The sequence below is a fragment of the Pseudarthrobacter sp. NIBRBAC000502772 genome (genome assembly GCF_006517235.1).
GTDB lineage: Bacteria > Actinomycetota > Actinomycetes > Actinomycetales > Micrococcaceae > Arthrobacter.
This window is the reverse complement of record NZ_CP041188.1, coordinates 3,948,976-3,970,146: the sequence shown is the minus strand read 5'-3', so window position 1 is coordinate 3,970,146 and position 21,171 is coordinate 3,948,976. Positions and strand designations below refer to the sequence as shown.

22 protein-coding genes and 1 tRNA gene are annotated in these 21,171 nt (G+C 65.8%); 11 read left to right on the top strand and 12 right to left on the bottom strand.

The window, feature by feature from the left end:
- Positions 1-129: 129 nt before the first annotated feature.
- Together mshD and NIBR502772_RS18375 are read right to left on the bottom strand one after the other, a co-directional pair.
- Entirely contained in the window at positions 130-1,101 is a 972-nt protein-coding gene (gene mshD / locus NIBR502772_RS18380) for a mycothiol synthase (protein ID WP_141141235.1), read from the bottom strand.
- Positions 1,102-1,325: 224 nt separating this feature from the next.
- Complete coding sequence (locus tag NIBR502772_RS18375; protein WP_056344481.1) at positions 1,326-2,024, bottom strand: response regulator transcription factor; 699 nt, start codon at positions 2,022-2,024, stop codon at positions 1,326-1,328.
- 349 nt (positions 2,025-2,373) lie between these two features.
- Here NIBR502772_RS18375 and NIBR502772_RS18370 point away from each other — a divergent pair, with 349 nt between their 5' ends.
- The 6 genes from NIBR502772_RS18370 to NIBR502772_RS18345 all read left to right on the top strand — a co-directional run bounded on the left by NIBR502772_RS18370 (position 2,374) and on the right by NIBR502772_RS18345 (position 7,802).
- A complete protein-coding gene (locus NIBR502772_RS18370) occupies positions 2,374-3,141 on the top strand; it encodes a permease (protein ID WP_141142153.1) in 768 nt (255 codons plus the stop codon).
- Positions 3,142-3,313: 172 nt separating this feature from the next.
- Positions 3,314-3,928 carry an FABP family protein gene (locus NIBR502772_RS18365; RefSeq protein ID WP_141141234.1) on the top strand — a complete coding sequence of 205 codons (615 nt, stop codon included), beginning with the start codon at positions 3,314-3,316 and terminating at the stop codon, positions 3,926-3,928.
- Positions 3,929-4,002: 74 nt separating this feature from the next.
- Positions 4,003-4,725, top strand: coding sequence for a flavodoxin family protein (locus tag NIBR502772_RS18360; protein WP_141141233.1), 723 nt, complete (start codon positions 4,003-4,005; stop codon positions 4,723-4,725).
- A gap of 36 nt (positions 4,726-4,761) precedes the next feature.
- Positions 4,762-5,847, top strand: a complete 1,086-nt coding sequence (locus tag NIBR502772_RS18355) for a folate-binding protein YgfZ (protein ID WP_141141232.1) — start codon at positions 4,762-4,764, stop codon at positions 5,845-5,847.
- Complete coding sequence (locus tag NIBR502772_RS18350; protein WP_141141231.1) at positions 5,844-6,281, top strand: ankyrin repeat domain-containing protein; 438 nt, start codon at positions 5,844-5,846, stop codon at positions 6,279-6,281. Before NIBR502772_RS18355 ends, NIBR502772_RS18350 begins: the two co-directional genes overlap by 4 nt.
- A gap of 3 nt (positions 6,282-6,284) precedes the next feature.
- Positions 6,285-7,802 carry a DHA2 family efflux MFS transporter permease subunit gene (locus NIBR502772_RS18345; RefSeq protein WP_141141230.1) on the top strand — a complete coding sequence of 506 codons (1,518 nt, stop codon included), beginning with the start codon at positions 6,285-6,287 and terminating at the stop codon, positions 7,800-7,802.
- Between the two features lie 19 nt (positions 7,803-7,821).
- On the opposite strand, the gene NIBR502772_RS18340 is transcribed toward NIBR502772_RS18345, so the two are convergent.
- The 9 genes from NIBR502772_RS18340 to NIBR502772_RS18300 form a co-directional block, all read right to left on the bottom strand.
- The gene (locus tag NIBR502772_RS18340) at positions 7,822-8,538 is read right to left on the bottom strand and encodes a GNAT family N-acetyltransferase (RefSeq protein WP_141141229.1); all 717 of its coding nucleotides are present in this window, start codon (positions 8,536-8,538) and stop codon (positions 7,822-7,824) included.
- 91 nt (positions 8,539-8,629) lie between these two features.
- Positions 8,630-9,655: an ATP-dependent 6-phosphofructokinase gene (locus NIBR502772_RS18335; RefSeq protein ID WP_141141228.1), complete on the bottom strand. Its 1,026-nt coding sequence runs from the start codon at positions 9,653-9,655 to the stop codon at positions 8,630-8,632.
- 97 nt (positions 9,656-9,752) lie between these two features.
- Entirely contained in the window at positions 9,753-10,385 is a 633-nt protein-coding gene (locus NIBR502772_RS18330) for a response regulator transcription factor (RefSeq protein ID WP_141141227.1), read from the bottom strand.
- A complete protein-coding gene (locus tag NIBR502772_RS18325) occupies positions 10,382-11,668 on the bottom strand; it encodes a sensor histidine kinase (protein WP_141141226.1) in 1,287 nt (428 codons plus the stop codon). The genes NIBR502772_RS18330 and NIBR502772_RS18325 overlap by 4 nt, the downstream gene beginning before the upstream one ends.
- A gap of 64 nt (positions 11,669-11,732) precedes the next feature.
- Positions 11,733-12,599, bottom strand: a complete 867-nt coding sequence (locus NIBR502772_RS18320) for an ABC transporter permease (protein WP_141141225.1) — start codon at positions 12,597-12,599, stop codon at positions 11,733-11,735.
- Positions 12,596-13,558 carry an ABC transporter ATP-binding protein gene (locus NIBR502772_RS18315; RefSeq protein ID WP_141141224.1) on the bottom strand — a complete coding sequence of 321 codons (963 nt, stop codon included), beginning with the start codon at positions 13,556-13,558 and terminating at the stop codon, positions 12,596-12,598. Before NIBR502772_RS18315 ends, NIBR502772_RS18320 begins: the two co-directional genes overlap by 4 nt.
- Before the next feature lie 149 nt (positions 13,559-13,707).
- Positions 13,708-13,959, bottom strand: coding sequence for a PspC domain-containing protein (locus NIBR502772_RS18310; RefSeq protein ID WP_104061911.1), 252 nt, complete (start codon positions 13,957-13,959; stop codon positions 13,708-13,710).
- Between the two features lie 3 nt (positions 13,960-13,962).
- Complete coding sequence (locus tag NIBR502772_RS18305; protein ID WP_104061912.1) at positions 13,963-14,247, bottom strand: hypothetical protein; 285 nt, start codon at positions 14,245-14,247, stop codon at positions 13,963-13,965.
- A gap of 1 nt (position 14,248) precedes the next feature.
- Positions 14,249-15,865 (bottom strand): PspC domain-containing protein, encoded by a 1,617-nt coding sequence (locus NIBR502772_RS18300; RefSeq protein WP_141141223.1) that lies wholly within the window; start codon positions 15,863-15,865, stop codon positions 14,249-14,251.
- Between the two features lie 124 nt (positions 15,866-15,989).
- Between NIBR502772_RS18300 and NIBR502772_RS18295 the strand changes: the two genes are divergently transcribed.
- Positions 15,990-17,408, top strand: a complete 1,419-nt coding sequence (locus NIBR502772_RS18295; protein WP_141141222.1) for an ATP-binding protein — start codon at positions 15,990-15,992, stop codon at positions 17,406-17,408.
- Positions 17,405-18,103, top strand: a complete 699-nt coding sequence (locus tag NIBR502772_RS18290) for a response regulator transcription factor (protein ID WP_210412321.1) — start codon at positions 17,405-17,407, stop codon at positions 18,101-18,103. Before NIBR502772_RS18295 ends, NIBR502772_RS18290 begins: the two co-directional genes overlap by 4 nt.
- Positions 18,104-18,188: 85 nt before the next feature.
- On the opposite strand, the gene NIBR502772_RS18285 is transcribed toward NIBR502772_RS18290, so the two are convergent.
- Complete coding sequence (locus tag NIBR502772_RS18285; RefSeq protein WP_141141221.1) at positions 18,189-19,406, bottom strand: pyridoxal phosphate-dependent aminotransferase; 1,218 nt, start codon at positions 19,404-19,406, stop codon at positions 18,189-18,191.
- Between the two features lie 275 nt (positions 19,407-19,681).
- Here NIBR502772_RS18285 and NIBR502772_RS18280 point away from each other — a divergent pair.
- From NIBR502772_RS18280 to nusG, 3 genes are all read left to right on the top strand, one after another.
- Positions 19,682-19,754 (top strand) — tRNA-Trp (locus NIBR502772_RS18280).
- Between the two features lie 81 nt (positions 19,755-19,835).
- On the top strand, positions 19,836-20,120 hold the full coding sequence (gene secE, locus NIBR502772_RS18275; protein ID WP_056344431.1) for a preprotein translocase subunit SecE: 285 nt from the start codon (positions 19,836-19,838) through the stop codon (positions 20,118-20,120).
- A gap of 116 nt (positions 20,121-20,236) precedes the next feature.
- The gene (gene nusG / locus NIBR502772_RS18270) at positions 20,237-21,103 is read left to right on the top strand and encodes a transcription termination/antitermination protein NusG (RefSeq protein WP_141141220.1); all 867 of its coding nucleotides are present in this window, start codon (positions 20,237-20,239) and stop codon (positions 21,101-21,103) included.
- Positions 21,104-21,171: the final 68 nt, after the last annotated feature.

The window sequence follows — 21,171 nt, the reverse complement described above, 5'->3', positions numbered from 1 at the left end:
CGCTTGATGCTGGCCCTCGGCCGGCGCGGTTCTTTACCAACCTTACAATCAATCAGCGTCCACAAGCCCTAGATTTCGGGCCACCTGAAGTCGTTAGTCACACGAGTGGGATAACTCACCCGGGTGCCACTAAACGGAGGCCAGCGGTCCGTACATCACGTCCATATCCCAGCGTGTGAAGCCCAGGCCCCGGTAGAGGGAAACGGCAGCGGTGTTGTCGGCATCCGTGTAGAGCATGACGGCGTGAAGCCCCAGACCCTGCAGATGCCTGATGCCAGCCACTGTGAGGGCTTTACCCAGGCCCATACCCTGCGCGGCCGGCGTGACACCAACAGCGTAGACCTCGCCAATCGCCGGGTGGGCGCCGTGGCGCGGATGCACCTTGGTCCAGTGGAATCCCAGCAACCGGTCCTCGGCGTCCACGGCCAACAGAAAGCCGGCGGGATCAAACCAGTCCTCGGCCATGCGGGCATCCAAGTCCGCGCGGGACATCGAGCCCTGCTCGGGGTGGTGGGCAAATGCGGCGCGGTTCGCAGCCAGCCAGCGGTCCTCGTCCTTGCCCGGCACAAAGGGGCGGAGCGTGACGCCATCCGGCAGGCCGACGTCGGGCAGTTCTGCCGTGGCGGTGGTCAGCCTCATCTTCCAGAGTTCGCGCACCGGACCGTAGCCGTAGCGGGCGGCGAGGTCCGCGGCTGCCTCATGGTTGCCGTGGGACCAGGCCTTCAGCCCATCCAGGCCTCGCCCCGACTGCAGTGCGCCGACAAGCCTGTCCGCCACGCCCTGGTTGCGGTAGCTGGGGTGGACGGCAATTTCCAGCACTCCGCTGCCGTCAGGCTCCTCCACAACAACGGCAAACCCGGCCAGGTCCTGGCCGGAGGAGGGATCGGAGTCCTCGTCCGGCGCGTAGAGCGCCAGGGTCAGGAGGGAATGCTCGGCGGAGTCACCGGCACGGAGCGTTACCACCGTTTGCTCGGAAAGTGAGGGGTTGCCGTCAGACTCTTCGGCAGCTGCGAGGAGCGCCACGGAGTCCTTCAGCAGCTGTTCTTCCAGACCGCCGTGGACGATAAGGACGGGCCATTTTTCCGGGTGCGCAGGACTCATGAGGCTAGGCTATACGCCCCGGCCGGAAGGCGCTCCGATTTGATGGCCCCGGGGCGGGCACGTATAGTCGATATCTCACCCGCCGGTAACGGTGGGAAACGAGGGGGATCCACCAGTGGGGTGGCCTCGATACGTTCGACCCGTATGTCCTCCACAAATACAGCATCACTAAGACAGGAACAGCCCCGGACCAGAGGTCCGGGGCTGTTCCTGTCGGAACGGTGTCAGGCTTCCGTCAGTTCGTCTTCCTGCTGCCGCACCAGGGTCAGGCGGTAGCCGACGTTCCGGACCGTGCTGATCAGGTTTTCGTGGTCCGCACCGAGTTTGGCCCGCAGCCGCCGGACGTGGACATCCACGGTGCGCGTGCCGCCGTAGTAGTCATAGCCCCACACTTCGGTGAGCAGTTGCTGGCGGGTGAAGACGCGGCCGGGGTGCTGGGCCAGGTATTTGAGGAGTTCGAATTCCTTGAACGTCAGGTTCAGCGGGGCGCCGTTGACGCGGGCAGTGTAGCTAGCTTCATCGATGACCACGCCTGCCGCCCGGATCTCCGTGGGGGCGTCATCCTTGTCCGGCACTGCACGCGCCACGGAGAGCCTGATGCGGGCTTCCACTTCGGCGGGACCGGCTGAATCGAGCACGATGTCATCCACGGCCCAGGCCGAAGAAACAGCGGCCATGCCGCCCTCGGTCAGGATCAGGACCAGGGGTGCGCTCAGACCTGTGGCCTTGAGCAGCTGGGTGAGGGAGCGGGCGCCCACCAGGTCCTTGCGGGCGTCGAGAAGCACAATATCGCAGGGATCGGTCTCCAGCAGGGCTGTGGGTTCCGCGGCGAGGATATGCACGCGGTGGTTCAGCAATTCCAGGGCAGGCAGAATGTCTACCGAAGAACCGGTGCTGTTCGTCAATAGCAGGATGTGCGACATTGTTCCTCCAAGGGGCGTCCGCGCATCTTTGGGCGACTGAACCGGGTTTTCACCGGCCGGTACTATCTCCGCTGCAGCGGACTTGGCCGACTAATAATCTATCCGGCCGGCATCCGTAGCAGGAAGCGTAGCTGAACTCTGAGTATACCCATCGCCCTGCACGACAGCACGGATTCCGCCCCGTCAAACCTTCGTTTTGCGACATATCCGGGTCACATAAGGCAGGATTGTACCGTCGGGCAGAACGCCCTGACACCGAAGGCCGAGCCGCCGGGTCCACAGCCAGAATGGGATGCCACGAATTGAGTGCAGAGTCGAAGCCGAAGCGAACCGGCCGGCCGGGTTCCCGATGACCGCCGAGGTGCAGGCCCCGGCAAAGTCGCTGGGCTCGTGGGTCATCGGTGTTGTCGGAGTGGCGGGACTCGTAGCGATCATCGCCGGCGTCTACATCTCACGCGAGGTACTCATCGGCGTCGCTGTGGTGATCGCTGTGGCAGTAGGCATCGGCTGGCCCCATTTCCTGCGCATCCCCGCGAAAAAGACCCTTGCAGCCGTCATTGCGCTGCCCGGCGTCGGATCGGCGCTCGCTGCCGGTTTTGTCCCCGCCCCGGGTTTTCTGGACTGGACACCGGCGTTCATGGCGTTGGGAATGATGGCTGTGTTTGTGGTGCAGCTCATCCGAGGCACGGGCCAGGCCCAACGGCTTGAGTCCACCCTGGGCTGCTGCGCCGGAGTGCTCCTCTCGTGCCTGGGGGCAGGCTGGATTGCCGGCGCGCGCTTCAACGGCGTGCGGGAGATGCTCCTGGTGGCAGCCGTCAGCGCTGCCGTGGCTCTGCTGGCCGGCCTGATCCGCTGGCCGGACAGCATCGTGGCCCCCCTCGGCATCGTGATGGCAGGACTTGCCGGGCCGCTCGCCGGCCTGGTCTTCTCCGATATTGCCGTTCTGCCGGCGGCGACCTTCGGTGTTGTGGTGGGCGCCGTGCTGGTCAGCTTCCGCCGACTCGTAACACTCCGCGGCGGTCCGCTGAATCTTCTGGCTGCGGTTAGCATGGGCCTTGCGCCGGTTTCGGCCGTGGGCTCCCTGGCTTACTTCATAGACAAACTACTCATCTACTAACCGGTTAGGATGGCATCATGTCCGTTCTTGCATTTGAAATCTTCTTCCTCGTCCTGCTCGGCATCGCCAGCCTGTCCATGGCCTGGTTCGCCGGCTTTGTGGTTTACCGCCTCTTCAAAGGCCAGAAGTAAACCCGTTCAACGAGCTAGCACTTTTCCTGAGGTAATTTGCCGTGCCGATAGAAATTCCGACAGACCTGACACCGGAACTTGTTCCGCTTTCCTGGCTCATTGGTGAGTGGGAAGGCAGCGGCCGTCTCGGCAGCGGGGACGAGGACTCGGAGCACTTCCTCCAGCATGTCTCCTTCACGCACAACGGCTTGCCGTATCTTCAGTACCGCGCGGAGAGCTGGTTAACCGACGACGACGGCACGCGCCTGCGGCCGCTGACGGTTGAGACCGGTTTTTGGGCGCTGGAGCGCAAACAGCTTGATGCCGACGGCGGACCGGGCCTGATTCCGGCCGATATTGTTCCCGCTCTTAAGAGCGCCGATGAAGTCGAAGCGCTCCGCAATAAAGACGGCGGGTTCGATATCTCGGTGTCCATCTCACATCCCGGCGGGATCTCCGAGCTCTACTACGGGCAGATCAAGGGCCCGCAGATCCAGCTGACCACCGACATGGTGATGCGCGGCAGCCATTCCAAGGACTACAGCGCGGCCACCCGGATCTTCGGACTGGTGGACGGCAACCTGCTCTGGCGCTGGGACGTGGCCACCGGCGGAACATCGCAGCCCGGCAAGGGCCTCGAAGCGCACGCCTCTGCCTTCCTGAAAAGGGTTTCCTGACGCCCTGCCGTGACACCGGTCATCAGTAGACTTGGCATCCTGGGCTTCACCCACGAGTGAATCAAGGGAGCATCATGGCTACACAGAAGGACTCCACGGATTACAGCGACCTGAAGGCTGTGTTCTTCAACGGCACTCTGAAACGGTCGCCGGAGACCAGCAACACCGAAGGCCTGATCAATGTCAGCCGCCTCATCATGGAGAAGCAGGGCGTGAGCACCCGCGTGATCAGGACTGTCGATCACGACATCGCCAGCGGTGTTTACCCGGACATGACCGAGCACGGCTGGCCGTCCGATGAGTGGCCGGAACTGTACCCTGCAGTTGAAGAGGCCGACATTGTGGTGGTGGCCGGTCCCATCTGGCTGGGCGACAACTCCTCCCAGACCAAGAAGCTGATCGAACGGCTTTACGCGCATTCGGGGGAACTCAACCACAAGGGCCAATGGGTGTTCTACCCCAAAGTTGGCGGCTGCCTGATCACCGGCAACGAGGACGGCATCAAGCACTGTTCCATGAACGTGCTGTACAGCCTGCAGCACATCGGCTTCACCATCCCTCCCCAGGCCGACGCCGGCTGGATCGGCCCGGTTGGCCCCGGCCCGAGCTATCTTGACGAAGGCTCCGGCGGCCCCGAATCCGACTTCACCAACCGCAACACCACTTTTATGACATGGAACCTGCTGCATTTCGCCCGGATGCTTAAGGACGCCGGCGGGATTCCCGCCTACGGCAATCTTCCTGAAGAATGGAAAGCCGGAACACGCTTCGACTTCGAAAACCCGGAATACCGCTGACCGGAATACCCACCGACCTAAGGACGTTCCTCCAGTATGACTACTCCCAGCCCCCTACTGTCGCGCCCCGGCGCCGTCGAGGCCACCGGCGCGGACACCGGCGTCGCATCCCACTACGGTGAGCCGTTGCGTGAGCAGCGCGCCCTCGCGGCCGGCACCGCCGTCGTCGACCTCTCCCACCGCGGCGTGGTGACGGTCAGCGGTCCGGACCGGCTGACCTGGCTGAACACCCTGTCTTCCCAGCAGGTCACCGGCCTGCAGCCGGGGGAGTCAAGTGAGTTGCTGCTATTGAGTATCCAGGGCCGGATCGAGTTTGACGCCCGTGTAGTGGACGACGGCGGGACCACCTGGCTGATTGTTGAAGCCGCCGAGGCTGCACCGCTGGCTGAGTGGCTGAACAAAATGAAGTTCATGCTGCGCGTGGAGGTCACCGACGTCTCCGCCGACTGGGCCGTGCTCGGGTCCACCAAGACTGTGGAGGAATGGTCCGGGCTGCTGGCCTGGCGGGATCCGTGGCCGCACGTCGGCGCCGGCGGCTACTCCTACGCTGTGGTTCCGGAGGAAGGGCACCCGGGGCTGGAGCGCCCCTGGATCGAGTACCTCGTCCCGGCCGCTGCACTTGAGGACACGTTGGCGGACCGCCCGCTGGCCGGTGTTATGGCGGCCGAAGCCCTGCGTATTGCCGCGTGGCGCCCCAGGCTGGGCGCGGAAACCGACGACAAAACCATTCCGCACGAACTGGACCTCCTCCGCACCGCCGTGCACTTGTCGAAGGGCTGCTACAAAGGCCAGGAGACCATCGCCCGCGTGCACAACCTGGGCCATCCGCCGCGGCGCCTGGTGTTCCTCCAGCTGGACGGATCGCAGCACACCATGCCCGCGCCCGGTAGCCAGGTCATGCTGGGCGAGCGGAAGGTCGGAACAGTGACCTCCGTTGCGCAGCACTACGAAATGGGCCCGGTGGCGCTGGCCGTCATCAAACGGTCCGTCGCACCGGACGAAATGCTGACCGTGCTGGACGGCGAGGAGCCTTACATCGCTGCCCAGGAAGTAATTGTTGCCCCCGACGCCGGCCAGGTAGTGGGACGCCAGACTGGATTCCTGAGGGGGACCCGCTCATGACCGAGAACACCGCACCCGACGCCGCTACGCCCGGCGCCGCCAAACCCGAGGCCGCGCCCGACGACGAAGCGGTGGCGTTGGCGCACCGGCTCTTCCAGGCTGCCCGGGAGGGGGACACCGGCCTGCTGCGGAGATATCTCGAGGCCGGGGCGCCCGCCACCATGACCAACACTGCGGGCGATTCGCTGCTGATGCTGGCCGCCTACCACGGCCACGCTGAGACGGTACAGCTGATCCTGGAGCACGGCGGAGAGGCCAACACGGCCAACGACCGCGGCCAGACCCCCTTGGCCGGTGCAGCATTCAAGGGGTATGTGGACGTGTCCCGCGTGTTGCTGGACGCCGGTGCAGATCCCGACGCCGGCAGCCCCTCCGCCCGGGCCGCCGCGCAGATGTTCGCCCGCACCGACATCCTCGATCTGCTGGGCAACTGAGGCTTGGAAAATGTAGCGCGGCCCTGGCCAGCCCTCTGGTCCCTGGTCATCGGGTTCTTTATGATCCTGATCGACACCACCATCGTTTCGGTGGCCAACCCCAGCATCATGGAGGGACTGGAAACGGACATCAATGCCGTGATCTGGGTGACCAGCGCCTACCTGCTGGCCTACGCCGTGCCGCTGCTGATCACTGGCCGGCTCGGCGACCGCTTCGGACCCAAGAAGCTCTACCTCTCCGGCCTCGTGGTCTTCACGCTCGCCTCCCTCTGGTGCGGGCTGGCCGGTGACGTCCAGACGCTGATCACGGCCCGGATCTTCCAAGGCCTGGGCGCCGCCATCATGACGCCGCAGACCATGGCGGTGATCACCAGGATCTTCCCGCCGGACCGCCGGGGCGCCGCCATGGGCCTGTGGGGCGCCACCGCGGGCCTGGCAACGCTGGTGGGACCAATCCTGGGCGGCCTGCTCGTGGACAGCCTCGGCTGGGAATGGATCTTCTTCATCAACGTCCCGGTCGGCATCGTTGGATTTATCCTCGCCTGGCGGTTCGTCCCCACCCTCAGCACGCACCCCCATAAGTTCGACATCCCGGGCGTGCTGCTCAGCGCCGCCGGGCTGTTCCTCCTGGTGTTCGGCATCCAGGAAGGCGAGACGTACAACTGGGGGACCATCGTGGGCCCCGTCAGCGTCTGGGGTCTCATCATCACGGGCATGGTGGTGCTTGGGGCGTTCATTCTCTGGCAGCGCTTCAACAAGGGCGAGCCGCTCCTGCCACTGGGCCTGTTCCGGGACCGCAATTTCTCCTTGGCCAACATCGGGATCACCACCGTTGGCTTCACCGTGACCGCCTTCGCGCTGCCGCTCATTTTCTACTACCAGCTGGTGCGGGGCATGACGCCCACCGAATCGGCGCTCATGATGGTTCCCATGGCCCTCATCTCCGGTGGCCTGGCGCCCGTGGTGGGCAAGATCATCGACCGTGTCGATCCGAAGTACATCACTGCCGGCGGGCTGGTCCTGATGGCCGTGGCGCTGTTCTGGAACTCCGCCCTGATGCACCCGGATACACCGATCCTGCTCTTCCTCCTGCCCAGCGCCGTCCTGGGGTTCGCGAATGCCGGCATCTGGGCGCCCCTGAGCTCCACGGCCACGCGCAATCTGCCCCCGCGTCAGGCCGGGGCAGGTTCCGGGGTCTACAACACCACCCGCCAGATCGGCGCGGTACTGGGCAGCGCGGCCATCGCAGTGCTCATCCAGGCGCGCCTGGCCGCGGAGCTTCCCGCGCACGGTCCCGGGGCGGGCGGAATGGAATTCTCCGGCCAGTTGCCCGAGGCGCTCCATGAGGGATTCTCGACGGCGATGGGACAGTCCATCCTGCTTCCTGCCGGTGTGATCCTGGTGGGCGCTGCCGTGGCACTGTTCTTCGCCAAGCCCAAGGCCGTGGCGGGCTGGAGCGGTCAGCCGGCGGCTCCGGCCGTAGAGGCCACCCGGGCGTCCCAGGCGGCGTCACAAAAGTAGGCAGCCGTCCCAGGCGGCGTCAGCCCAGGTGCACGCTGGTCTGGATGCCGCCGGTGGACAGGCCCAGCTGCCGCGCCAGGGCCACCGCCCCGGTGTTGCTGACTTCGGCGCGCCACTGGATGGTGAGGCCCGCCGCGAGGGCCTCGTGGGCTGCGATCGATGCGGCCACGGATCCCAGCCCGCGGCGCCGCCACTCGGGGTCCACCAGGACTCCCATCTGCGCGAGAAGTCCTTCCCACTCCCCGTAGGCGCCGCAGGCCACCGGAACACGCAGCCCGTCCACCTCATGGAGGATCGTGTAGCGGTTCTCGAGTTCTGACAGGCGCACTTCGTTGACGTCGTCCGGCGGGCACAGGCCCTCGAGCTCGATCGCCTCCGGATTTCCGTGGGACACGGTCAGCTCTTCGGAAGGCTGGCGCAGTGGCAGGTCGTCGGCAAAGAACAACGCCGCCGAGCCCAGGCCGTGGCCTCCATGGGACCGAGTCAGGGTCAGGAGGGTCACATGATGCGCCATCTCCTCGTCCGGAATTCCGGCCGCCGCGTCAATGACCCATTGCGGCCCCACCAGTGCCGAGCTGCCGAACAGCCTGACGAACTCCACAGTCTCTGCAGCGTCGTTGGCCCTGACTATCCGCTCGCCGGAAGTCAGCGACGCTGCGAAAGCGCCGTCGTCGAGCCCCAAATGCCGGGCCCAAGCGAGCTGGATGATGGCGGCGGAACCGGGGTCAAGAGTCATATCCTCAGCCTACCCAGCACAGGGAAGCGCGAACGGACACTTGAGGCCCCACAGCGGAGGGGCCTCAAGTGTCCGTTCGCGCTGACCGGGCTTACCCGAAGAGGACCGCTGCCTCGTCGTAGCGCTTCTGCGGAACGGTCTTCAGCTGGCCCAGGGCCTTGTCGAAGCTCACGTGCTCAATGTCGGTGCCCTTGAGTGCCACCATGGTGCCCCAGTAGCCCTCCACCACGGAGTCAATGGCGGCCATGCCCAGCCGGGTGGCGAGCACACGGTCGAATGCGGACGGGACGCCGCCGCGCTGGATGTGCCCGAGGGTGGTGGCGCGGGTTTCGATGCCGGTGCGCGCTTCAATCTCGGGGGCGAGCTGGTCCGCGATGCCGCCGAGGCGTGGCCGGCCGAACGTGTCCAGGCCGCGCTCGGAGTGCGGAGAATCCATGTGGTCCGGAACAAAGCCCTCGGCCACAACAATCAGCGGGGCGCGGCCACGGTCGTGGGCTTCCTGGACCCATTCGGTGATCTGATCAAGGCTGACCTTCTGCTCGGGGATCAGGATGGCGTGGGCACCGGCGGCCATGCCGGCGTGCAGGGCAATCCAGCCCACATGGCGGCCCATGACCTCGGCGATCATGCAGCGGTGGTGGGACTCGCCCGTTGTCCGGAGCCGGTCGATGGCCTCGGTGGCGATCTGCACGGCCGTGTCGAAACCGAAGGTGTAATCCGTGGCGTCAAGGTCGTTGTCCACGGTCTTGGGGACACCCACAATCTTGAGCCCGACGTCGGTGAGGCGCTTGGCCGCAGCGAGGGTCCCTTCGCCGCCGATTGCGATGATGGCGTCGATGCCGAGGCGGTCCATGTGGGCCTTGATGACCTCCGGACCGCCGCCGTTTTCAAAGGGGTTGGTGCGGGAGGTGCCAAGGATGGTTCCGCCCTGTTTCGCAATACCCCGGACCAAAGTGCGGGGAATATCGATGATGTCGCCCTCAACGACGCCGCGCCAGCCGTCCAGGAAACCCACGAATTGGTGGCCGTGAATGGCGATGCCCTTGAGGACGGCCCCGCGGATGACGGCGTTCAGTCCGGGGCAGTCGCCACCGCTGGTAAGAATTCCAATTTTCATGTCTCGGCTCAAATCCTGGTGTGAAGGTTTACAGGCAGAGCGCCACGCTGAGCTCACCTAGATTGTAGTCGGCAGTGTGCGTTACGACACAAATCGGTTACAAAAGGCCCCGCTCCATGGCCAGGACAACGGCACGGGTCCTGTCGTCCACGTCCAGCTTGTTGAAGATCCGCAGCAGGTGCGTCTTGACAGTCGCCTCGGCGATATGGAGCGCGGTGGCCACCTCGGGATTGCTCAATCCCTGCGCCACGCAGCCGAGGACCTCCACCTCGCGGGCCGTCAGGCGGGGCAGTTCAGGCGCACGCATCCGCGAGACCAGGCGTGCCGCCACCGGCGGAGCGAGAACCGTCTCACCGCGCGCTGCAGCACGCACGGCCTCGATGATGCGGTCCCCGGCCGTGTCCTTCAGGAGATAGCCCACCGCCCCTGACTCCACGGCGCGCATGATGTCGGAGTCGTCGTCGTACGTGGTCAGCACCAGCACCTTGGTGTCAGGAAACCGGTCCCGGATCTGCGCCGTGGCGCCGGCGCCGTCAAGGACGGGCATGCGCAGGTCCATCAGGACGACGGCGGGGCGCAGCCGGCTGACGGCGTCCACCGCCTCCACGCCGTTGGCCGCGGCGGCCACCACATCGATGCCGTCCGCGGTGTCCAGCAGCGCGGCCAGGCCGCTCCGGACCACGGGGTGGTCATCGGCGAGGACAACTGTCACAGTTTCCGGGAGGCTCATGTCACGGCTCCGGGCAGTGGTGCGTCCGTACCGCGGGTCACTGGCCCGGTGTCTGTGCCGCCGGGCCCGAGGGCCTCGGTGGGGACCACCGCCACCAGCCGGGTGGCGCCCGGCGCGGAAGTGACCTGGAGCCGGCCACCGATTTCGTCCAGCCGGGCAGCCATCGACTTCAGGCCGAACCCCTGGTGATCCGCCGAGACGTCAAAGCCCTGCCCGTTGTCCGAGACGGTCAGCCGGAGCAGCGGCGGGCCGCCGGCAGGGATATCCATCAGTACCTCCGCGGCCGTGGCCCCGGAATGCCTGCGGACGTTGTTAAGTGCCTCCTGGGCCGTCCGGAGCAGTGCCACCTGCTGCGTGGACGGCAGCGGGGGCAGGCTGTCGGGCAGCTCCATCGTCAGCCGGACGCTGTCCAGGTGCACGGTGTCCGGCAGCCGCTTCAGTGCCGCCAGGAGGTCTCCGCCCTGGACATCGGACGGGACGCCGGAGGCCACCAGGACCCGCGCTTCCGCGAGGTTCTCCCGGGCGGTCCGCGAAATGGCGGTGAGGCTGCGCACCAGCCCGGAGGGGGCCTCGGGTTGCGCCCTGAGCTGGGCCTGCGCCGCTTCGGAGAGCATGGCGATGGACGTGAACCCCTGGGCCAGGGTGTCGTGGATTTCCCGGGCCATCCGCTCACGCTCAGCCAATGCACCGCGTGCCTGCTCGGCGTTGTTCAGTTCGTGGCGCGTGGCCTCAAGCTCGGCCAGCAGCTCGGCACGCTGTTCGCTTTGCTCAATGACTTTCGAGATCCAGAGTCCGATCATGCAGCTGGCCACAAACGAGGTCACCAGCTGGGCCGTGATGCCGTACACCTCCGTGCCCGCAAGTCCCCAGCGGCTGATCTGGCCAACGGCCACGCCGACGCACAGCACGGCGGTGGCTGCCACGCCCTGGCGCTGCGAGGACGTGAACATCCAGACCTGCGGGAAGGCCACAAACAGCAGGACCCCGGCGCCGTCGTACACAAAGGACAGGAACACCACCACCGCCACCAGCAGTGCCACGTAGATGGTGGGCCGCAGCGTCCGGAGATCCCTGGTCCGGGTCAGGAACGGGTATGCGGCCCCGAGGAGCACCAGCGGACCAATGACCAGGGGCGTCCCGGAATGGCGCTCGTCGCCGAACAGGGCGAAATAGGACACGCAGGCCAGCGCGGCGTAGAAGCCGGCATGCCACCAGACCATGGAGGTGGTCCATACGGACCGTGCCGGCAGCAGCCGCTCGGTCCGTCCGCTCATATAGCTCATGGCTGCACCCTATCCGCGCGCCGCCGAGCCACCAAGATCAACGATTGGTGAGGCCCGGCACCGGCTACTTCTGCGGCGGCCACTTGAACGCCAACCGGGCAAGCACGGCACCCGCGGCCACCCAGATGCCCAGGACCAGAAACGTCAGCGGCAGGTTGTACGTGCCGCCGGGCTCCACGGCTTCAAAGCCGGCAGGAAGGAAAACAGACCTGAAGGCGCTCGCCGTCCAGCGCAGCGGGAAGAAATTGGTCACGGACTGCAGCCAGTCCGGAAGCTGGGAGAACGGGAAGTACACGCCCGACGTGAAGGACAGGAGCAGTACGGGCAGGACGGCCAGGGTGGACGCGCTTTGTGCCGACTTGGGCAAGGCCGTGAACGCGATGGCCACGGTGGCCCAGGCTGCCGTGGCCAGGATCATCAGCAGCGCCGCCAGGCCCCACTGCGCGGCGTCCCGGGGCAGCGGGACGTCGAACAGGACGGCCGCCGCGAACAGCAGGAGAACAGTCTGGGCCACGATCAAGTAGAGCGTCTGGCCTGTTTTCCCGATGAAGTACGACGCTGCGGGCAATGGCGTACCGGCCAGCCGCTTCACCGTGCCGTTGAAACGCTCGGTGGCCACGTAGCTGCTGAGGTTCTGGAACCCGCTCAGGATGGTGCTCAGCGCAAGCATTCCGGGCAGATAGTAGTGCGCCGGGGTGATGCCGCCCTGCCCGTCCGGGCCGGCCCCGAAGACCGGCTCATCACCGAAAACTGTTCCAAACAGGGACATCATGAGGATCGGGAAGAAGAGAACCAGGACCAGAGATAGCACGTCACGGTTAAATAGTTTGATCTCCAGCAGGACCCGGCCAAGTCCCAGGCGCAGGACTGATGGGCGCCAGGCCGGCCGGCCGATGGTGGGGGAGACGGATGCGGGGACTGCTGTGTTCATCGGAGGGCTCCTGAAACGGACGATGCTTCCGTAGATCGTGCGGCGGATGGTTCGGCAGAGGGCTGGGCGCCGTCGGCGGCACCGATCAGCTGGAGGTAAATGTCCTCAAGGCTGGGACGGACGACGGCGAGCTCCGCCGGCTCTAACGCGCCGCCGTCGGACAGCGACGCGACCAGGGAAGCCGGCTGCTCGGTCACCACTTCGCGAAGGCCGGAAGCATCCCGCCACCGGACTCGGGGAACCCGGAGGCCCGGGCCTCCGATCTCCTGCGGGCTGCCTTCGGCGATCAGACGCCCGTGGTTGATGACGCCGATCCGGTCCGCCAGCTGCTCGGCCTCGTCCAGGTAATGCGTGGTGAGGACAATGGTGGTGCCGCCGCTGCTCAGATGGCGGATGAGGTCCCAGAATTGCCGACGGGCTTCCGGATCGAATCCTGTGGTGGGTTCGTCCAGGAACAGGACTTCCGGGTTGCCGATGACGCCCAGCGCCACGTCCAGCCTTCGCCGCTGGCCGCCCGAAAGGGTTGAGATCCGGACGCCGCCCTTGCCGCCGAGTCCCACGGCCTCAATGACCTCGTCCACCGGCCGGGGCGTTGGGAAACAGGAAGCCAGTGACCGCAGGGCCTCGGAAACCCTGAGTTCCCCGGAGTCTGTGGCCTCCTGGAGCACAATGCCGATCCGGGCGCGGAAGGACGGGGCCGCCTTCCAGGGGCGCGTTCCCAAAACCATGACTTCGCCGCTGTCAGGTTTCCGGTGGCCTTCCAGTATCTCGATGGTGGTGGATTTGCCGGCGCCGTTGGGGCCCAGCAGGGCATAGGTCTCTCCGGCATGGATGGTGAGGTCCAGCTGGTCCACGGCCGTGAGGGTCCCGCCTTTGGGCAGGCCGTACGTTTTGTTGAGGCCGCGCACGGTGATGGCATCAGGGGATTGCCGCTGCCCGGGGATGAGGGAAGTGTTCATGCTTCCAGCGTTGCAGTCCCGGGGTGCCGGTCAACAGGCCCGGCCGGTTGAATCCGTTGTCCACCGGCCGGTGGACAAGGACAGCAGAAAGGCCCCCGCTCCGGGAAGGGTTGTCCGGGGAGCGGGGGCCTTGCGGTTCCTGCCTGAGGTCAGCTGATGGAGCGGCGGTCCAGGAAGTTCTGCAGCGGGATGGAGTCCTGCTGGTCAGGAAGGACCAGCCACGCTGCAATGTAGAGGACGACGGCGGGACCGGGGAGGAGGCAGAAGACCAGGAAAGCGATCCGGACGAATGCCACATCCACGTTGAGCTTTGCTGCAATGCCGCCGCACACACCTCCCAGCCAGCGTTGGGGTCCACGTTTCAGGCCGAAGCCCCTGACGATGCTGAAGAACTTGTCCATGGTTCAAGACTTCCCTGTTGTGGGTTCATTGTCACGCTTTCGGGCCGAAAGCAGCCCGCCGATCACCAGCGCGGCGCCGGCGCCTATCATCAGGCCGATCAGTACGTAGGTGCCGTTCAGGGTTACGATGCCCAGCTGGGCGATGATGATCAGGGCGGCCAGCGCCATCACGATGAGGCCCCAGACTACCGTTCCCACCCGTGTGCGTGTGGGTCCGGCCGCGTCGGTGTGCACCGTCGTCGGGGTTTGCGGGGTAGACGAATCCGGTGCCGGATCAAAGCTGCTCATGTCAGTTTCCTTCCCTGATGGTGACGTTGCTGAGGGTGCCGTCGATCCGGATGATCAGGTGGCCACCTGGCTTGTCGGTGTTGTAGCTGGTTTCCTGGGAGGTAATGCCGCCCCTGTGGTTGGTGCCTTGGTTGAGGTTCCCCAGCGTCATGTCTGCCCTCACGTCCACGGGAATGTTGTTGGGGAGGATCACAGTGACGTTGCTTGCCGTGATGTCCAGTGGAACCACGACTTCTGAGTCCAGCGGGGCTTGCGCGGCCAATTGTGTGAGGTCAACGGTTCCCCGGCCGCCGGTGACGCTGAAGCCATCGGCCGCCTGCTGCTGGCTCGCCGGCGCCCAGTCGACCTGGGTGAAGCGGACCCTGTCGCCGTTGCCCACAACGTTGAAGATGCCGCCAATCACCAGAGCAACAACGGCGAAGAAACCGAGGATTCCGGACGTCCTGCCGCGCAGGCCAGCGATCAGGATGCCCAGGCCCAGGACGGCTGCACCGCTGGCCCAGACGATCGCGTTGGCGGCGTCGCCGAGGTTGATCACGTTGCCGGCGTCCAGGGCTTTGAGCCCGCCACCGACCAGGAGCGCTGTTCCGGCGGTTATGGCTACTGCCGGGGCGCCGGGGCCGGAGGGGCGGACCTTGGGTACGCGTGCCGGGCCCTGTGGAGGCTGGTAGCCGCCGTAGGCACCGCCGTCGCTGCCGCCCCCACCGTAGCTGCCGCCGCCGTAAGTGTCGCCGCCATAGGGCGGGTTGACGCTCGACGGCGGGACCGGAAGGTAAGGTGCGCTGCCGGACGCGCCGGACGCGCCGGACGCGCCGGACGTGCTCGACGTGCGGGTAGAGGCCGAATCCGTGGCCGCAAACGGCGCGGCATAGGGGGCGGTGGGGTCGGCCGGGTAACCGGAGTTTGCGCCGGCCGGCTGCGGTGCGGCGTTCATGGGAGCTCCATTCCGGGCCTTGTTGCGTTGGGCCAGGTAGTAGATGAAGTAGATGGCGCCGCCCACCCAGAAGACGGTCCAGAGGAATCCGCCGAAGCCGTTGCGGCTCCAGCCCCAGAACCCGCCGCCCAGCCCGGTGAGCCCCACCACGGTGGTGATCAGGGCGCCTGTCATGCCGCTGGACCAGCGGCCGGCGCCGGCTTCCTGGACGTGGATGCGCCCGTCGGGTTCGGGAAGGAATGCCCAGGCCAGGCCGTAGAGCAGGACGCCGATTCCGGCGAAGAGGGTGAGGACAATGAAGATGCCGCGGACAATCAGCGGATCGATGCCCATCCGGTGCGCGATGCCGCTGGAGACACCGCCGATCCACCGGTCGCGTCCGCGCTGTATACCGTGGCTCCGGACCCAGGTGAAGAAGTCACCGGACTGGCCTGGTGCTTTGGCGCTGGCATACTGGCCGGAGTACGGGCCTGCGGACGGGCCGGAATACGGGCCTGAGTAAGGTCCGGCATACGGGCCGGCATTGGGGCCGGCATTGGGGCCGGGATTGGGACCGGCGGTCGGGGGTGTGTCCTGCGAAGCAGCCGGGGGTGGCAGCAGGGGTGCGGTTGGCTGGTCCGGGTCGCTTGGGGGGAGCGGTTCCGTGGGCTGGCCGTCATCGGGGGTGGGGGTCTGGGAGTTCATACTTCGATCCTGCCGTCCGGGGCGGCGCAGCTCTACTGGGGAACACCCTGACTCGCCCCTGAGTTACCCCCGGTTCAGGCCGGAATCTGGTCCGGGGAACCCTGATCCGTGCTTGGATTGACACATGACCACCGCCCTCACTCGACCACCGCTTGTCCGCAGCAGCGACCGCGTCATCGCGGGCGTCTGTGCCGGCCTCGCGGCGCATCTGGGCTGGCCGGTGAAAAGCGTGCGGATCGGCATGGCGCTCGCGACCCTCGCCGGCGGCGCCGGGTTGGCCTTCTACGCGTGGCTGTGGATCATGGTCCCCACCGCAGACGAAAGCGCCCGCCGCAACGCCAGGCGTCCGGCGTCGCCCATTGCGCCGGCCGTCAGCCTTGACCCGGCATTCCGCGCCGGGCCGCCCTCGGCGGCGCCGTCGCAGGGCTCGCCCGCGGCCGCTCCCTGGTGGGGAAATCCCGACGCCGGTGCTGACGCCCCGGGGGTTTCCCCCGGCGGGCCCGCCGCCGGCTACGGGTCGAGCTACGGGGCCGCCGTGCGGCCGCCATGGTTCCGGGTCCGCAGCATGCGCTATGGCAAGGAGATTCTGCTGGGCGCCGGCCTCCTCCTCGTGGCGGGGATCATGATTGCCCGGCTCCTGGGCGTGGACGTACCCCTGGAAACCCTTATCCCCGCGGCTGCCGTGCTGGGCGGTGCCGCCATCGCCTGGATGCAGCTCGACGAAACCCGCCGCGCGGGGCTCGTGGACAAAACCAAGGCCGATCAGGCAGGCGGCTGGGCGCGCCTGGCCGCCGGTCTGGCGCTGGTGGTTGCCGGCGTGCTGGTGATGGTGTCCGGTTCCGGATCCTGGGAACAGACCTGGCTGGCGCTGCTGGCATCGGTGGCGGTGCTGGGCGGCGTAGTGCTGGTACTTCTTCCGTGGGCCCTCAAATTCTGGCGGGACCTGGAAACTGAGCGGGCGGGCCGTATCCGTGAAACGGAGCGGGCCGAGATCGCTGCCCACCTGCACGATTCCGTCCTCCAGACCCTCGCCCTGATCCAGCGGCGGGCGGGAAACGAGCACGACGTTGTCCGGCTCGCCCGGGCGCAGGAACGTGAGCTCAGGAGCTGGCTGTTCCAGGACCCGGGTAAGGAGGCGGGCCAGCTTTCGGACCGCATCAAGGCCGTGGGTGCCGAAGTGGAAGACTCGCTCGGCAACGCCGTGGAAGTGGTGAGCGTCGGGGACACAGCCATGACCGAATCCCACGAAGCCCTGGTCCAGGCCAGCCGTGAGGCGATGCTCAATGCCTCCCGGCACGGCGGCGGGACCGTCTCTGTCTACCTCGAAGTTTCCGATGGTCGGACGGAAATCTTCATCAAGGACAGGGGGCCGGGCTTTGACCTGCAGGATGTGCCCGAAGACCGTCTCGGTGTCCGCGAATCGATCATCGGACGCATGAAACGCCACGGCGGGTCCGCCTCCATCACCAGCACGCCCAACGGCACTGAGGTGCGGCTGGGAATGCCGGCGCTCCAACCGGAAAACGCGGAAGGGAAATCATGAACAACGTACAGGGGACCGGCATCCAGGGGACCGGGCCCATCCGCCCCGCAACGCCGGTCAGGGTGGTCATCGTGGACGATCACGCCATCTTCCGCTCGGGACTCAAGGCCGACCTCTCTGAGAGCATCCAGGTAGTGGGGGAAGCGGCAACGGTTGAGCAGGCCATCGCAGTGATCGCGCAGGAGCGTCCGGAAGTGGTGCTCCTGGACGTGCACCTGCCCGGTGGTCTGGGTGGCGGCGGCCGGGAAGTCATCGCGGGTTCCGCGTCGCTCCTGGCCACCACCAAGTTCCTGGCCCTGAGCGTCTCCGACGCCGCCGAGGACGTGGTGTCGGTCATCCGAGCCGGTGCCCGGGGGTATGTCACCAAGACGATTTCCGGGGCCGAGATCACCGACGCCGTGTTCCGAGTCGCCGGCGGCGACGCTGTGTTCTCCCCCCGGCTGGCCGGCTTCGTGCTGGACGCCTTCGGCACCGCTCCGGCCGATATTGCCGACGACGAGCTGGACAGGCTGTCCGCGCGCGAGCTTGAAGTGATGCGGCTGATCGCCCGGGGCTACAGCTACAAGGAGGTGGCCAAGGAGCTGTTCATCAGCATCAAAACCGTGGAAACCCACGTGTCGGCTGTGCTGCGCAAGCTCCAGCTCTCCAGCCGGCACGAGCTGACCAAGTGGGCCGCCGAACGCCGCCTCCTCTAACCCAAAGATGCTCTATCACTTTTGGTCCCCATAAGGCTCGAATGGGGACCAAAAGTGATAGAGCATCGGGTGTGAGAGAGCGTGCCTACTTGGCCTTGCCCAGGAAGTCCTGGAGCCGGGCGACGCCGGTGGCCAGGTCCTCGTCGCCCAGGGCGTACGAGAGCCGCAGGTAGCCTGAGGGGCCGAACGCCTCGCCCGGCACCACCGCTACTTCAACCTCATCCAGGATCAAAGCAGCCAGTTCGGCGGAGGTGGACGGCGTTGCGGTGCCTGCCGCCGTCGGGAATTCCTTCCCCAGCAGCGCACGGACGTCCGCGTAGACGTAGAACGCACCCTTCGGCGTCGGGCATTCAACACCGTCGATCGCGTTCAGGCCGGCAACGATCGCCTTGCGGCGGCGGTCAAACGCCACCTTCATTTCGTCGACGGCGGTCAGCGGTCCGGAGACGGCGGCGAGGGCTGCAATCTGCATGATGTTCGAAACGTTGGAGGTGGCGTGTGACTGCAGGTTGGTGGCAGCCTTGATGACGTCGGCCGGGCCGATCATCCAGCCGACCCGCCAGCCGGTCATCGCATAGGTCTTGGCGACGCCGTTGAGGATGACCACTTTGTCGCCGAGTTCCGGGGCCGCCGTCGCGATGGAGGTGAACGGGACGCCGTCGTACGTCAGGTGCTCGTAGATCTCGTCGGTGACCACCCAGAGCCCCTTGGCGGCGGCCCACTTGCCGATTTCGGCGACCTGCTCGGGGCTGTAGACGGAGCCTGTGGGGTTGGACGGCGAGACAAACAGCAGGATCTTGCTCCTGTCCGTCACTGCGGCCTCAAGCTGCTCAACGGTGACCAGGTAGTCCTGCTCAGGCCCGGCGAACACCTCAACGGGGACACCGCCGGCGAGCCTGATGGCCTCCGGGTAGGTGGTCCAGAACGGCGTGGGGACAATCACTTCGTCGCCCGGATCCACCAGCGTGGCGAAGGTGTTGTACACGGCCTGCTTGCCGCCGTTCGTCACCAGGACCTGGGACGGATCCACGGCGTAGCCGGAGTCGCGGAGAGTCTTCTCGGCGATGGCCTTTTTGAGCTCCGGCAGGCCGGCGGCGGGGGAGTAGCGGTGGTACTTGGGCTGGCTGGCGGCCTCAATGGACGCCTTGACGATGTAGTCCGGGGTGGGGAAGTCCGGTTCCCCTGCCCCGAAGCCAATAACGGGCCGGCCAGCTGCCTTCAGCGCCTTGGCCTTGGCATCAACGGCCAGGGTTGCGGATTCGGCAATAGCGGAAATGCGCTTGGAAACGCGGGCGGCAGACATGGCAGGGTCCGTTCTTCGCTTGCAGCCCGGAGGCTGAATGGTGGAATTCGACGTGATCTACTCTATGCTGTTCAGCGGATCGTTCGGGCTGCCGGCGTGGATATGACTGCAGGTCAAGTCACCCACCAGGGCGGATTGGACGGTCCGGAATGAGGCTGGTTCGACGTAGACGAAGTTGTTGCGTAGACTGGTTCTCCGGTGTTGAAAACACGGATGATGACGTGCGCCCCAGTGCAAACTGCGGAAGTTTTGTCATGATGCTGTTTTCGATCCATAGGGTAGTGGCGCAATTGGTAGCGCAGCGGTCTCCAAAACCGCAGGTTGCAGGTTCGAGTCCTGTCTGCCCTGCGCAAGCTGTTCCGGCGGAATGCCGGAGCAAGCGCAGCAACCATGGTTCTGATCAGGACCGGGTAATCCAACATTGCAAAGATGAGCGAGGACCAGGTGACCGAAACAGCTGCCAGCAGCTCCAAGGGCCGCCCAGCTAAGAAGGACGCCAAGGCAAACTTCTTCGCTCGAATTGCACTCTTCATTCGCCAGGTCATCGGCGAACTGAAGAAGGTTGTTGCACCAACCCGCAAGGAACTGATCAACTACACGCTCGTGGTGCTGGTGTTCGTGGCCATCATGATGGTGATCGTCAGCCTGCTGGACATCGGTTTTGGAACCGCGGTCAGCTGGGTCTTCGGCGGGATAGCTCCCGGGGACCGCTAAGGCATATCGTCCGCAGGCCGCGTGGCCTTGTCCGGGTAAACCGGAAGAATCCACGCGGTGTGCGGAATTGAGCCATTTAAATAGGCATGTTAGGCAATGAGGAAGCAGGAGACCAAGTGTCTGAGCAGGAGCTCGAGGTAACCGAGACTGAGCTGGAAGAGTCCACGGACAACACGGCGGCCCCCACGGCTGAAGCCGGTGAAGAGTCCGAGGTTGAGTCCGCTGCGCCCGAATCCGCCGACGCCGATTCCGCCGACGATTCAGACGATTCAGAGGATGCCGATTCAGAGGGTGACGCCGTAGAAGGCGAACCTGCTGAGGACGACTCAGAGGGCGACGACGCTGATGCAGACGCCCTGGCCGCCGCGGCCGCCAAGGCCGAGGTTGACCCCGCCGACGAATTCAAAGCCAAGCTGCGCCGCCAGGAGGGTGACTGGTACGTCATCCACTCCTACGCCGGCTACGAAAACCGCGTCAAGGCCAACCTTGAGACCCGCATCCAGACCCTGGACATGGAAGATTACATCTTCGAAATCCAGGTGCCCATGGAAGAGGTCGTTGAGATCAAGAACGCTCAGCGCAAGGTCATCAACCGCGTCCGGATCCCCGGCTACGTCCTGGTCCGCATGGACCTGACGGATGCTTCCTGGGGCGCCGTCCGCCACACTCCCGGTGTTACCGGCTTCGTGGGCAACGCCCACAACCCGGTGCCGCTGCGACTCGACGAAGTCTTCTCCATGCTCGCGCCGGTCTTCGAAGAAGAGCAGGCCGAAAAGGGCAAGCCCGTCAAGCACGCTGCCGCCCAGATCGACGTCGACTTCGAGGTCGGCGAATCGGTCATCGTCAAGGAAGGTCCGTTCGAGACCCTTCCCGCCACGATCTCCGAGATCAAGGTGGAATCCCAGACCCTCGTGGTGCTCGTGTCGATCTTCGAACGCGAAACCCCGGTCACGCTGGCATTCAACCAGGTCAGCAAGATCTAATAAACCGCACAGAATTCGTTCCGGACTGCCCGCTTAGCAGCCCCGGAACGGCCGGTCGCCTCGCCATG